This window comes from Mesorhizobium sp. M0621, assembly GCF_040320745.1.
Lineage (GTDB): Bacteria > Pseudomonadota > Alphaproteobacteria > Rhizobiales > Rhizobiaceae > Mesorhizobium.
Genome location: NZ_JAMYQF010000005.1, coordinates 22,332 through 35,729, shown reverse-complemented (window position 1 = coordinate 35,729; position 13,398 = coordinate 22,332). Strand labels below are relative to the sequence as shown.

At 62.7% G+C, this 13,398-nt stretch carries 13 protein-coding genes; 4 read left to right on the top strand and 9 right to left on the bottom strand.

All coding sequences use genetic code 11. From position 1 onward, the window contains the following. Positions 1-5: 5 nt before the first annotated feature. The 7 genes from NKI38_RS05195 to NKI38_RS05165 all read right to left on the bottom strand — a co-directional run bounded on the left by NKI38_RS05195 (position 6) and on the right by NKI38_RS05165 (position 8,277). Positions 6-2,561 carry a sensor histidine kinase gene (locus NKI38_RS05195; protein WP_352655342.1) on the bottom strand — a complete coding sequence of 852 codons (2,556 nt, stop codon included), beginning with the start codon at positions 2,559-2,561 and terminating at the stop codon, positions 6-8. Between the two features lie 200 nt (positions 2,562-2,761). Then, positions 2,762-4,162 carry an adenosylhomocysteinase gene (ahcY, locus tag NKI38_RS05190; RefSeq protein ID WP_352655341.1) on the bottom strand — a complete coding sequence of 467 codons (1,401 nt, stop codon included), beginning with the start codon at positions 4,160-4,162 and terminating at the stop codon, positions 2,762-2,764. A gap of 179 nt (positions 4,163-4,341) precedes the next feature. Beyond that, complete coding sequence (locus tag NKI38_RS05185) at positions 4,342-4,653, bottom strand: HPr family phosphocarrier protein (RefSeq protein ID WP_352630650.1); 312 nt, start codon at positions 4,651-4,653, stop codon at positions 4,342-4,344. After that, complete coding sequence (locus tag NKI38_RS05180; RefSeq protein WP_056589309.1) at positions 4,650-5,051, bottom strand: PTS sugar transporter subunit IIA; 402 nt, start codon at positions 5,049-5,051, stop codon at positions 4,650-4,652. The genes NKI38_RS05185 and NKI38_RS05180 overlap by 4 nt, the downstream gene beginning before the upstream one ends. Positions 5,052-5,215: 164 nt before the next feature. Further along, entirely contained in the window at positions 5,216-5,677 is a 462-nt protein-coding gene (locus NKI38_RS05175) for an HPr kinase/phosphorylase (RefSeq protein ID WP_111545059.1), read from the bottom strand. Positions 5,678-5,769: 92 nt separating this feature from the next. Continuing rightward, positions 5,770-7,554: a sensor histidine kinase gene (locus tag NKI38_RS05170; protein ID WP_352630646.1), complete on the bottom strand. Its 1,785-nt coding sequence runs from the start codon at positions 7,552-7,554 to the stop codon at positions 5,770-5,772. A 21-nt stretch (positions 7,555-7,575) separates the two neighbouring features. Further along, a complete protein-coding gene (locus NKI38_RS05165; protein ID WP_352630644.1) occupies positions 7,576-8,277 on the bottom strand; it encodes a response regulator transcription factor in 702 nt (233 codons plus the stop codon). Between the two features lie 342 nt (positions 8,278-8,619). On the opposite strand from NKI38_RS05165, the gene NKI38_RS05160 reads away from it, so the two are divergent. The 4 genes from NKI38_RS05160 (at position 8,620) to NKI38_RS05145 (ending at position 12,080) form a co-directional block, all read left to right on the top strand. Then, a complete protein-coding gene (locus NKI38_RS05160; RefSeq protein ID WP_352655339.1) occupies positions 8,620-10,245 on the top strand; it encodes a phosphoenolpyruvate carboxykinase in 1,626 nt (541 codons plus the stop codon). Positions 10,246-10,330: 85 nt separating this feature from the next. Next, complete coding sequence (arfB, locus tag NKI38_RS05155) at positions 10,331-10,768, top strand: alternative ribosome rescue aminoacyl-tRNA hydrolase ArfB (protein ID WP_352655337.1); 438 nt, start codon at positions 10,331-10,333, stop codon at positions 10,766-10,768. A gap of 89 nt (positions 10,769-10,857) precedes the next feature. After that, positions 10,858-11,331: a peptidoglycan-binding protein LysM gene (lysM, locus tag NKI38_RS05150; RefSeq protein WP_352630638.1), complete on the top strand. Its 474-nt coding sequence runs from the start codon at positions 10,858-10,860 to the stop codon at positions 11,329-11,331. 104 nt (positions 11,332-11,435) lie between these two features. After that, positions 11,436-12,080, top strand: a complete 645-nt coding sequence (locus NKI38_RS05145; RefSeq protein WP_352655562.1) for an alpha-ketoglutarate-dependent dioxygenase AlkB family protein — start codon at positions 11,436-11,438, stop codon at positions 12,078-12,080. Here NKI38_RS05145 and coaA read toward each other — a convergent pair. Continuing rightward, on the bottom strand, positions 12,067-13,026 hold the full coding sequence (gene coaA, locus NKI38_RS05140) for a type I pantothenate kinase (protein WP_352630634.1): 960 nt from the start codon (positions 13,024-13,026) through the stop codon (positions 12,067-12,069). The two genes, NKI38_RS05145 and coaA, sit on opposite strands and share 14 nt — an antisense overlap. A gap of 23 nt (positions 13,027-13,049) precedes the next feature. Beyond that, complete coding sequence (locus NKI38_RS05135) at positions 13,050-13,373, bottom strand: phosphoribosyl-ATP diphosphatase (RefSeq protein ID WP_352655335.1); 324 nt, start codon at positions 13,371-13,373, stop codon at positions 13,050-13,052. Between the last annotated feature and the right edge of the window lie 25 nt (positions 13,374-13,398).

Here is a 13,398-nt window from a genome sequence, read left to right as displayed (position 1 = left end):
GCGCGCTACTCGGCCGCGGCGCGGATGCCCGGCATGTCGGGAAAGGTGCAGATGACGGTCGTACCCTTGTCCTTGCCGGTTTCGATGCGAACGCTGCCGCCATGCAGCTCGACAAAGCTCTTGACGATCGACAGGCCGAGACCTGCGCCGCGCCGGCGGCCACCATTGGCGCGCGGCTCGAAACGGCGGAACACCGAATCGAGCACATCGGGCGGCATGCCGGGGCCGTCGTCATGAACCGAGAATTCCACCCCGTCCGCCAGATGGCGGCAAGTAAGCCGGATGGTGCTGGCTTCCGGCGCGTAGTTGGCGGCGTTGCTGAGCAGATTGTAGAGTATCTGGCGGACACGGATTTCGTCGCCGTGGAACGTCTTCGGCGCGGCAGTGGCATCGACCTCGAGCCTGATCGCATGCTCTTCCAGGCGGTCGGCCACCAGTTCGGCCGCAGCCGCAATGGTGCGATCGACCTGCACCTCGGAAATGTCGAGCTGCATAATGCCGGCGTCCACCGTCGCCAGGTCGAGGATATCGTTGACGATGGTGAGCAGGACCGAGGAAGACGAGCTGACATGCTCGACATATTCGCGCTGCTTCTGCGTCAGCGGACCGGTCGTGGACTGCGACAGCAGTTCGGTGAAGCCGATGATGTTGGTCAGCGGCGAGCGCAACTCATAGGAGACGTGCTGGACGAATTCGTTCTTGAGCTGGTCGGACTTTTGCAGCGCCTCGTTCTTGTCCTTCAGCGCCCGTTCGACATGGACGCTGTCGGTGACATCGACGAAGGTCATCATCACTTGCCCGTTGGGCAACGGGATCATGGCGTAGCTCAGCACGTTGCCGTTGTTGAGTTCGGTCTGGCCGTGGCGGTCGCGGCGCTCGTCGTCGAACCCGGTGACGGCCGCCACGAAGCCTGGCCAGGGACTGTCCGCCGCCTGCCGGTCGCAAAGGTCGCGGATCGTGGACACGTGGACATTGGCCTTGGCCGCTTCGCCGCTCAAACCCCAGAGCGTGGCAAAGGCGGGGTTCGACAGCCGAAGCCTGCCGTCGGGGCCGAACACAGCCACGCCTTCGGCAAGATTGTCGAGCGTCTCGCCCTGGACCCGCACCGCCGTCTGGTAGCGGCTTTCGAGGTCCATCTTCTCGGTCAGGTTCTCGAACACCCAGGTCACGCCACCCTTGGGCTGCGGATTGGCGACGACGCGGATGGTCTTGCCGTCCGGCAGATGCCACCAATGTTCCTGGGATTCGACAGCGCGATAGGCGCTGAGCAGGCCTTCCTTCCAGCGGCGCCATTCAGGTTGCTCGGCGATCTTGCCCTCGCTGCGCAGCCGGTCGAGCAGCAGCGCATTGTCGGGAGCGCTGTGCAGGAAACCACTGTCGAGGCCCCACAGCTTCTGGAAAGCCTGGTTGAAGAACCGCAGCTTCTCGTCGGTGTCGAAAATGGCGACCGCCGTATTGAGCTGGTCGAGCGTGTCGGCGTGGCTCCTGACGGTCCGCTCGTATTCGCCGCGAACCGTCTCGATGGCGCTGGTGTCGCAAGCAAGACCGGCCGAGCCATCGCCGCCGGCGAAATCGGTGACCGCGAACACACGGCGATCGCCTTCGATCACGGTGGAAAGCGACTGTTCGAAGACCGGATGCGTCTTGTGCTGGGCGGCAATCGCGTCGCGTGCCTGGCCGCCGAGGAACTCTTTTGCCTCCCGTACCGCGGCTTCGGCATTTTCCGCCTCGACCGCATCGGCATAGGCGCGGTTGACCCACTTCAGCCGCCCGTCCTCGCTGCGCAGCCAGGCTGGCATGTTCAGCGCGTCGAGCAGGCCGATCATCGTGTCATGGTCGGCAGCCAACCGCTGGTTCTCGATCTTCAGCCTGGCTTGGCTGCGCTGCGTCTCCGAAAGCGAGACGAAGCGCACGAGCACATGCGCCGCGCTCTTGCGGCCATGCACTTCGAGCGGCGCGCCGGCCTGCGATTCGATGACGAGGTCGAAGGGTTTCGCCTTTTCGCGCAATCCCGCAACGGCATGTTCAAGCGCCGCCGCGGAACGCGGCATCAGCCAGCGGCCGAAAGCAAGAAAAGCGGCCCTGTCCTCCGGAGCGCCGCTTTCGACGGGCAATGTGCCGATGAGTTCGGGCTTCTTGTTTTCCGCGGCCCAGACGACCACGCGCTGGTCGCGCAGATTGAGCAGCGCCTCCGAGCGGCGGAGCGCCGCGTTGATGTCGGCGAGGCGGCTCCTGAGCTCGACATTTTCCGCCGAGGTGCGGGCTCTTTCGCGGATGAGGACGATCGCCGATATCAGTGCAGCACCCGTCACACCGACAAACACCGCAAGCTGCATCACCTCGACGGCGCTCATGGAAAATCCGGCGACGGCGGAACCAGCGGTTTCGGCACGCGCGACAGCACCGGCTAAGGGGCCGGCAAGCGCGGAGGTGGCAAGGAAGAATGACGCACGGGCGCGCCAGGACAGGCTTCCGCTTTGCAAGGCGGAGCCGGTGATCCTCGAATCGTCATGGCCGCCGGAAACGGCCCGTCCCGCTCTGTGCGGGTGTTGCCCCGGCATGTCTTGGTCCTCTCCGCCGCCTGAATGCAAGACCGCCCTGATGCGCACCTCTCTTGAACCCCTCTCGGGCCGGAAGCATCGCCGAATCACCTGACAATAAACCCTCGCCGAATCGGCGTGAAGGCTGATGGCGCGCAAAAATAAAGCCGGGCGAAAGTCAATCGCCCGGCCTCAATATCTGGTAGTAATTTTAGCTTTGGTTAATAGCGGTAGTGTTCCGGCTTGAACGGCCCCTGCTGGGTGACGCCGATATAGGCGGCCTGCTCATCGGACAATTCGGTCAGGCGGGCGCCAAGCTTGTCGAGATGCAGGCGCGCGACCTTTTCATCGAGGTGCTTGGGCAGGACGTAGACCTGGTTCTCGTACTGGCCGGGCTTGGTGTACAGCTCGATCTGGGCCAGCACCTGGTTGGTGAAGGACGCCGACATGACGAAGCTCGGGTGACCGGTGGCGTTGCCGAGATTGAGCAGACGGCCTTCCGACAAAAGGATCATCCGCTTGCCGTCCGGGAAGGTGATCATGTCGACCTGCGGCTTGACGTTGGTCCATTTCAGGTTGCGCAGCGAAGCCACCTGGATCTCGTTGTCGAAGTGGCCGATGTTGCCGACGATCACCATGTCCTTCATCGAACGCATGTGGTCGAGGGTAACGACATCCTTGTTGCCGGTGGTGGTGATGACGATGTCGGCGGTCGGAGCCGCGTCTTCCAGCGTGACGACTTCAAAACCGTCCATCGCCGCCTGCAGGGCGCAGATCGGATCGACCTCGGTGACCTTGACGCGGGCGCCGGCGCCCTTGAGCGAGGCCGACGAGCCCTTGCCGACGTCGCCATAACCGCAGACGACCGCGACCTTGCCGGCCATCATCGTGTCGGTACCGCGACGGATACCGTCGACCAGCGATTCCTTGCAGCCGTACTTGTTGTCGAACTTCGACTTGGTGACCGAGTCGTTGACGTTGATGGCGGGGAAGGGCAGCAAGCCCTTCTTCTGCAACTGGTAAAGCCGGTTGACGCCGGTCGTCGTCTCTTCGGTGACGCCGCGGATCGCCGCCTTCTGCTTGGTGAAGAAGCCGGGCGAGGCCTTCAGGCGCTTCTTGACCTGGGCGTAGAAGTACTCCTCCTCCTCGCTCTGCGGGTTGGACAGCACGTCCTCGCCGGCCTCGGCGCGGGCGCCGATCAGAATGTACATGGTGGCGTCGCCGCCATCATCGAGGATCATGTTGGAAAGGCCACCGTCGGTCCACTGGAAGATCTTGTCGGTGTAGTCCCAGTACTGCTCGAGGCTCTCACCCTTGACGGCGAACACCGGGATGCCAGCCTCGGCAATGGCCGCGGCCGCGTGATCCTGGGTCGAGAAGATGTTGCAGGAGGCCCAGCGGATATCGGCGCCGAGCGCCTTCAGCGTCTCGATCAGCACCGCCGTCTGGATGGTCATGTGCAGCGAGCCGGTGATGCGCGCGCCTTTGAGTGGCTTCTTGTCGCCGAATTCCTCGCGGCTGGCCATCAGGCCCGGCATTTCGGTTTCGGCGATCTCGATTTCCTTGCGGCCCCAGCCGGCAAGCGAGATGTCGGCGACCACATAGTCCTTGCTACCCGTCATGGTAGTACTCCCTGCGAATGTTGTGCTGCGAATTGGTTGCGGATGCGCCCACGCCGGCCGGCGCGTCGAAGGGCGCGAATTGCCGGCCTGACTAGCAGATCGGGGCGAAGACGACAATGGGATATAAAGAAATCTTTATTCGTGCATGTCTCTCGGACATGCATTTGCGATGCACCGGATCAGCTTTCCTCGCCGAAGCGGGACGCCACCAGCTGCTCAAGGGCGTCGATGACCTGCCGGGCCTCCGGTCCGCTGGCGGTAACACGGATCGAGTAGCCGGGGCTTGCCGCCAGCATCATCAGGCCCATGATCGAGGTGCCGCCGACTTTGACGCCGTCCTTCTCGACATGCACCGAAGCGTCGAAACCGCTGGCCAGCTGGACGAACTTCGCCGAGGCGCGCGCGTGCAGGCCGCGCTGGTTGATGATGGGAAAGTCCCTGGTGATCGTATCTTTGGCAATATGATCTTTTTCCGGGTACAGCGCGTTCATTTGCTGCTCAAAAGCTGGCTGGCGACATTGATGTATTTGCGGCCGGCCGCCTGAGCCTCGTCGAGGGCGGCCGCCATATTGTCGCCCTTGCGGATCGAGGAGAGCTTGATCAGCATCGGCAGGTTCATGCCGGCGATCACCTCCGTGCGGCCCGATTCCATCACCGAGATAGCGAGATTGGAGGGCGTGCCGCCGAACATGTCGGTCAGCACGATGACGCCCGTTCCGGTGTCGACACGGGCAACCGCATCGACGATGTCGCGGCGACGCTGCTCCATATCGTCGTCGGCGCCGATCGCCACGGTTTCGAAATTGTCTTGTGGCCCGACGACATGTTCCACGGCATGTCGAAACTCGGCGGCCAGTTGACCGTGCGTTACAAGCACGAGTCCGATCATTCTTTGGTGGCTCCCGTCATCGCCGCTTCACAGGCGCATATTATGCTCGCCAGCCATTCCTGGCGGCGGGAGCGCTATCTTGTCGACGCGCGGCCCGTTGACAAGCCCAAAATTGCGCAGGCCCATGCCATTTTGACGCATTGCAGCAAAAAAACCGGGGCGGATCATAGAAAAGGCGCGATCGACAGCCGCGCCATCACGGCCGGCAAGGCCGTGGCGGCGTTACGCTCGGCAAGGTCGATACGCGGCACCGGGCAGCCTGCGACCGGCTCGCTGATTTCCTCCTGGAAACGGGCCATCTCTGCCTTGGGCACCAGCCTCACATGCAGGTCGATCACTCCGCCCGGCTCGAACGGCAGCGGGCGCGGCATGAACCCCGGTACTTCGGCGAGACCGGCGATGGTCGCCGGCACGCGACAGACCAGCCGCCCAGCACGGGCCGCGGCAAGCAGCCTGTCGTCGCCGATCAGCCGCGAGAACAGCCCGCGCGCGCGGCAATGGTCCAGGAGTGTCAGCGCCAGCGTCGTCTTGCCGGCGCCGGACGGCCCGGTGATGAGGACGCCGCGCTCGCCGATCAGGATCGCGGTTCCGTGAATGTTTTCAGGCTGTGCAACTGGATCAGGCACGGTCTTGCACGATCATGTTTTTGGATGAAGCATGATGATCTCTGGACGAACGGAACCGTTCGTCCGAGAAAACCGGCTCCCACTTTTCGGGATCATGCTTCGGCCGGCAGCGTCACGACAAAGCGCGCGCCCTTGATCTCGCCGGGTTTGGTGCCCGGGATGTTCTCGGCGGTCAGCGTGCCGCCATGGGCCTCGACGATCTGCCTGGATATCGACAGGCCAAGGCCAGAATTCTGGCCGAACGCCTCGCCGGCCGGTCGGTCGGTGTAGAAGCGTTCGAAGATGCGATCGATGTTGTCGGCCCGGATGCCGGGACCATTGTCGTCGACGGTGACGATGTTGAACTTGCCGGCGCGCGCCAGCGACAGGCCGATGTGGCCATGGTCCTCGGGAACGAAGGAGCGGGCGTTCTCGATCAAATTGGTGATGACCTGGCCGATGCGCAGATCATGCCCGACGACGAAATAGCCTTTGACGCCCTGCGGCAGTTTGGCGACCTTGAACTCGATCTCGACCGCCTTCTTGTTGCGCGTGGCTTCACGCGAAACGGCGACGAGATCGGTAATGAATTTCTTCAGGTCGACGTTCCCGGCATCTTCGCGCGCGAGCTCCGCATCAAGGCGTGAGGCGTCGGAAATATCGGTGATGAGCCGGTCCAGCCGCCTGACATCGTGTTGGATGATGTCCATCAAACGGCCGCGCGAATCGTCGTTCTTGGCCAGCGGCAAGGTTTCCACCGCGCTGCGCAGCGACGTTAGCGGGTTCTTCAATTCATGCGACACATCCGCCGCAAAGCTTTCGATCGCCTCGATGCGGGCGTAGAGCGCGTTGGTCATATCGCGTATGGCGATCGACAGATTGCCGATCTCGTCCTGGCGGTCGGAAAAGTCAGGGATTTCCTCACGGCTCTTGACGCCGCGCCGCACCCGCACGGCCGCCGCCGACAGCCGGCGCAGCGGATTGGCGATGGTGGAGGCGAGCAGCAGCGACAGGATGGCAGTGACCAAGGCCGCGATGCCGAAGACGCGCAGGATGGCCTTGCGCTCGGCGGCAACGATCTTGTCGATGTCGCCGCCTTCGGTCGACAGCATCAGCACGCCGAGAACGGCGCGGAAGCGCTGGATCGGCACCGCCACGGAAACGATCTGCTCGCCCTGTTCCGAGACGCGAACGATGGTCGACGGGCTGCCGGTGAGCGCCTTGACCACTTCCGGGAAGGCGGCGCCATTGCCGCCCGGCTGCTCGTGATAGACCGGCAGCTCGGTGTTGCGGAAGAAGTCGAAGACGAATTTCTGGATGCGCTCGACCAGGTCGGGCTCTTCCTCTTCGACCGGCGGCAGGTCGTAGCGCAGGATCTGGCCGCGCGAATAGAGATGGCGCGAATCGAGCAGCAGATTGGCGTCGCGGTCATAGATGCGGGCGCGGGTCCGGGTCGGCGAGATCAGCCTTCTCAGCACCGGTGCGACGCGCTCCGGGTTGATCGGGAAGTCGAGATTGTCGAGTTGGTCGGAGCCCGGTCCCAGGCTTTCGCCGGCCTGCAGCTCAAGCAGCTTTTCCGGGTCGATGCTGATCGAATCCGTCTCGACCGTCGCCGACGCGGCGATCGCGCCGGCGATGATCTCGCCCTGGGTCATCAGGCTTTCGACGCGGGCGTCGATCAGCCCGTCGCGAAAGGTGTTGAGATAGAGGATGCCGGTCACCAGGACGGCAAGGCCGGCAAGGTTGAGGAAGAGGATACGCCGCGTCAGGCTGGAAAAGATATGATGGCCGAGGAAGCGGCGCATCGGCACCGTGATCTTCGACACGAAAGACGGCATGATCCGCGACGGCCGCCTGGAGGCGCCCGCCGGTCTGCTTCGCTGTGCTTCCACTGCCATCGAATAGCAGTCCCTGCTAACTTACGCTTCGCGGAACCGGTATCCGACTCCGTAAAGGGTTTCGATCATCTCGAAGTCGTCGTCGACGGCCTTGAACTTCTTGCGCAGCCGCTTGATGTGGCTGTCGATGGTGCGGTCGTCGACATAGACCTGTTCATCATAGGCCGAATCCATCAGCGCATCACGGCTTTTTACGACACCGGGACGCTGCGCCAGCGAATGCAGGATGAGGAACTCGGTGACGGTGAGCGTCACCGGCTCGCCCTTCCAGGTGCAGGTATGGCGCTCCTGGTCCATGACAAGCTGACCGCGCTCGAGCGAGCGGGCCGCTTGGCTTGGTGTCTTGGCCGCGGCTTCGCGGGCGCTGGCACGGCGCAGCACGGCGCGCACCCGCTCGACCAGCAGACGCTGCGAGAACGGCTTGCGGATGAAATCGTCGGCGCCCATCTTGAGGCCGAACAATTCATCGATCTCGTCGTCCTTGGAAGTCAGGAAGATCACCGGGAGGTCGGACTTCTGGCGCATCCGGCGCAGCAGTTCCATGCCGTCCATGCGCGGCATCTTGATGTCGAGGATGGCAAGATTCGGCGGGCGTGCCGCCAATCCTTCCAGCGCCGACGCACCATCCGTGTAGGTCTCGACGCGATACCCCTCGGATTCGAGGGCGATCGACACCGATGTCAGAATGTTGCGGTCGTCATCGACAAGCGCGATTGTTGCCATTTCAAGCGGCTCCCTCATGAGCTGTCCCTTCTTTCGTAGAGAAGGGGCTTTTGCAGGACAAATTAGGTACAAAATGTGGCATAGGCCTTGTCCGCTGTCACGCGCGGCTTGCCGGCGGCCACAATCCTACCTCGATAAGAATTGGACGAACGAACATCGCCAATCCTTTGGGCAACCGCGAAACTTTTTGCACATATAAACGATTTAAACAACTTTCAAAATATTTAAATCGATTAATGATTTGATATCATTTGGCTTTTCTGGTTCTGACCATTTCAGCCTGCGGTGCGGGCTTGCCGGAAACGTGCCGGCAAAGATGCGGCAAATCCAGAAGGGACACCCATGTCGGAAGTCGGCAAACGCAATTCCGCCTGCGCGATCGATCATATCGGCCTGAAAACCACCGGCATGGTGCGCTATAATTTCGGTGCAGCCGCCCTTTATGAGGAATCGATCCGGCGCGGCGAAGCCCGGCTGACCGCACATGGCGCGCTGGTCGCCGAGACCGGCCAGCACACCGGCCGCTCGCCCAAGGACAAGTTCGTCGTCCGCGACGACGCCACCGAGCCGCATATCTGGTGGGACAACAACAAGGCGATCTCGCCGGCCCAGTTCGACACGCTGCTTGCCGATTTCCGGGCGCATGCCGCGGACAAGGATCTTTACGTCCAGGATCTGGTCGGCGGCGCCGATGAGGAGCTGAAGCTGCCCACCAGGGTGATCACCGAGTTTGCCTGGCATTCGCTGTTCATCCGCAATCTGCTCATCCGTCCGAATGCGGCCGAACTTGAGCATTTCGTGCCCGAGATGACCATCATCGACCTGCCATCCTTCCGAGCCGATCCCGTCCGCCACGGGAGCCGCACCGAAACGGTGATCGCCGTCGATCTCACGCGCAAGATCGTGCTGATCGGTGGCACCTCCTATGCCGGCGAGATGAAGAAGTCGGTGTTCACCATGCTCAACTATCTGCTGCCGGCGAAAGGCGTGATGCCGATGCACTGCTCGGCCAATGAGGGCGCGGCCGGCGACGCCGCCGTCTTTTTCGGCCTGTCGGGCACCGGCAAGACGACGCTCTCGGCCGATCCCTCGCGCACGCTGATCGGCGACGACGAGCATGGCTGGGGGCCGCACGGCATCTTCAATTTCGAAGGCGGCTGCTACGCCAAGACGATCAAGCTGTCTGCGGAGGCCGAGCCGGAAATCTTTGCCACCACGCAGCGCTTCGGCACCGTGCTGGAAAATGTCGTGCTCGATGTCGATGGCGTGCCGGATTTCAACGACGGAAGGCTCACCGAGAACACGCGCTGCGCCTACCCGCTGCATTTCATCCCCAACGCCAGCAAGACCGGACGCGCCAACCATCCCAACAACATCATCATGCTGACCGCAGATGCCTTCGGCGTGATGCCGCCGATCGCGCGGCTGAGCCCGGCGCAGGCGATGTATCATTTCCTGTCCGGTTACACCGCCAAGGTGGCCGGGACCGAAAAGGGCGTGACCGAGCCCGAAGCGACGTTTTCGACCTGCTTCGGTGCACCGTTCATGCCGCGCCATCCATCGGAATACGGCAATCTGCTGCGTGAGCTGATTGCCCGCCATGGTGCCGATTGCTGGCTGGTCAACACCGGCTGGACCGGCGGCGCCTACGGCACCGGCAAGCGGATGCCGATCAAGGCGACGCGGGCCCTGCTTGCCGCCGCACTCGACGGCTCGCTGAAGACGGCCGAGTTCCGCACCGACCCGCATTTCGGTTTCGAGGTGCCGGTGGCGGTTCGCGGCGTCGACAGCGCCATTCTCGACCCGATGATTCTGGACCCTCGGGCGACCTGGGCGGACAAGGCCGGCTATGACCTGCAGGCGGCAAGACTGGTCGGCATGTTCGCCGTTAACTTCGAAAAATTCGAAAGCCATGTCGACGCCGTGGTGCTGGGTGCCGCCCCGCGCATGCAGGAAGCGGCGGAGTAATCACGCCATCCGGCTCGGCTATCGTTGAAAGGCCCGGTTTCGATCGGGCCTTTTCTTTTTTGATTCGCCGCGCCATGACTGCGGCATGGCGAACGACGACAACATCATCATATCAGACGATGCGGTGATCTACCCGGGCGACCTGCACGAGGACTTCATCCGTTCGTCCGGTCCGGGCGGCCAGAACGTCAACAAGGTGGCGACAGCGGTGCAACTGCGCTTCGACGCGGCCAACGCGACGGGCCTGTCGGAGCGCGTGCGCGAGCGGACGATCAAGCTTGCCGGCCAGCGCGCCACCAAGGACGGTGTCATCGTCATCGAGGCGGGCCGCTTCCGCACCCAGGAACAGAACCGGGCGGACGCACGGGCACGGCTTACGGCATTGGTCGCCAAGGCCGCCGAACCGCCACCACCGCCGCGCAAGAAGACGCGGCCGTCGAAAGGCGCCGTGGAACGGCGGCTGAAGAGCAAGGCCGGACGCGGCACGATCAAGAAACTACGCGGCCGGGTGGAGAACGATTAAGCACCACACCAATAACGCGCTCAAAACGACTTCCCATTTCGCATCGCAGATGCAAGGTTCCACCATTGCCACAGCAAGGGAGACCAAAGATGGGCATGTTCGATTTCGTCAAGAGCGTCGGCAAGAAACTGGGCATCGGCGGCGACGAAGAAGCCGCACCCACGGCCGATACACTCAAGAAGGAGCTCGATTCGCACAAGCTCGGCACCGATGGCGTCGAGGTCGTCGTCAAGGGTGATACGGCAGTACTCAAGGGCGTGGTCAAGGACCAGTCGATCTTCGAAAAGGCGGTCATCGCCGTCGGCAACACGCTTGGCGTCTCCAAGGTGCAGGCGGACGAATTGCAGGTTGCACCAGAGGCCGGCAAGACCGCGGCCCCGGCAAAGGAACCCACCTTCTACACTGTCCAGAAGGGCGACAATCTCTGGAAGATCGCCGAGAAGAGCTACGGCAAGGGCAAGGGCGTCAAGAACACGGTCATCTTCGAGGCCAACAAGCCGATGCTGACCCATCCCGACAAGATCTATCCGGGCCAGGTGCTGCGGATACCGGACCTCGCCTGATCGGGGCGATTGCCAATTAGGCATGAGCGGCGGCTTTCGGGTCGCCGTTTTCATTCGATCGTGACATTTTACGGTTTCGAACTCTTCGCAAGGTGACCGAATCCGTGCTCGTCCTGCCCAAAGGCGTCCGCCACATGCCGGCTTACCTGTCACGCAGCGTGCAGGAAGCGCTGGTCGAGGAGGTGAGAAACATCGTGCAGCAGGCGCCGCTGTTCGTGCCGGCGATGCCGCGCACCGGCAAGGAGATGAGCGTGCGCATGACCAATTGCGGCCCGCTCGGCTGGGTCACCGACAAGGAGCAAGGCTACCGCTACCAGCCGACCCACCCGGTGACCGGAGCGCCATGGCCGCCAATCCCGAATGGGCTGCTCGAGCTGTGGCGTGAGGTCTCCGGCTATCCGCATCCGCCTGAGGCGTGCCTGGTCAATTTCTATACGCCGGAGGCAAAAATGGGCCTGCACCAGGACCGCGACGAGGCCGATTTTTCGGCGCCGGTGGTTTCCGTCTCGCTTGGCGACGATTGCCTGTTCCGGGTCGGCCGAGTGACGGGCGAGGGGGCGACGCGTGAGGGCGGCACAAAGTCGTTCCGACTGAAAAGCGGCGATGTCGTGGTGCTCGGCGGCGAGGGGCGGCTGTGCTTTCACGGCGTCGACCGCATCTATCCCTCGACCTCGGCGCTGCTGAAAAATGGCGGCCGCATCAACCTGACGCTGCGACGGGTGACGAAGCCGGCCGTCACAGCTTCCTGAGCGCCACTTCCTCAACCAGGTGGTCGGCGCCCTTGCGCAGGATAAGGTCGGCACGGGCCCGCGTCGGCAGGATGTTTTCGCGCAGATTCTTCAGATTGATGTTGGTCCACAGGCCTTCGGCGATGGCGCGCGCCGAACCCTCCGAGAGCTGCGAATAGCGGTGAAAGAAGGAGTCCGGGTTGCGGAAGGCGGTCTCGCGCAGCCGCATGAAGCGGGAGATGTACCAATTGTGGATCAGCTTCTCGTCGGCGTCGATATAGATGGCGAAGTCGAAGAAGTCCGACAGGAAGGGTACGATCTTGCCGTCCTGCGGCAGCTTGCCGGGCTGCAGGACATTGATGCCTTCGAAGATCAATATGTCGGGCCGGTCGATGGTGACGAACTCGCCGGGAATGACGTCATAGGTCAGGTGCGAATAGACCGGCGCGCGGACATCGGGCAGCGCCGACTTAATGCCCGAGAGGAAGCGCAGTAGCGCGCCGACGTCGTAGCTGTCCGGAAAACCCTTGCGTTCCATCAGGTTCTCGCGGCGCAGCACCTCGTTGGGCAGCAGGAAGCCGTCGGTGGTGATGAGGTCGACCTTGGGGCTCGACGGCCAACGCGCCAACAGCTCCTTCAACACGCGCGCCGTGGTCGATTTGCCAACCGCGACGGAACCGGCAATGCCGATGATGAAAGGCGTCTTGACGATGTCCACCGCGTTGAAGAAGGCCTGGCGTTGCCTGAACAGCAGCTGGCTCGCCTCGACATGCGCGGACAAAAGCCGCGACAGCGACAGATAGATGCGCTTGACCTCTTCGAGGTCGATCGGGTCGTTGAGCGAACGCAGGCGGCGGAATTCGTCCGCGCTCAGCGTCAATGGCGTGTCGGCGCGGAATTGCGACCATTGCTCGGCGGAGAAGAAACGAAAGGGGGAATATTTCTCGGTTGGCGCGAGCTGATCCATCGAGATACCTGCCCTCCTCGCGGTCAGCCCTTGGGCCGTGACGCCTTCTCGGCGATGCCCGAACGCCCGGTGCGGCCTTCGAGTTCCCTAAGCACGTCGCTCAGCGGAATCCCGGAGAGGCCGAGAACGACGAGCCAATGATATACAAGATCGGCACTTTCCGAAACGAGGGCCTGTTTGTCGCCCTTGACGGCGGCAATCACAGTCTCGACCGCTTCTTCACCGAGTTTCTGCGCCGCCTTGTCGATGCCGCGCGCAAACAGGTTTGCGGTCCAGGAATCCGGATCACCGGAATGGGCGCGTTCCCCGACGATCTTTTCCAGATCGGATAGCGAAAACTCGGTCATGACCGTCATCTATCTGCTTGTTTAA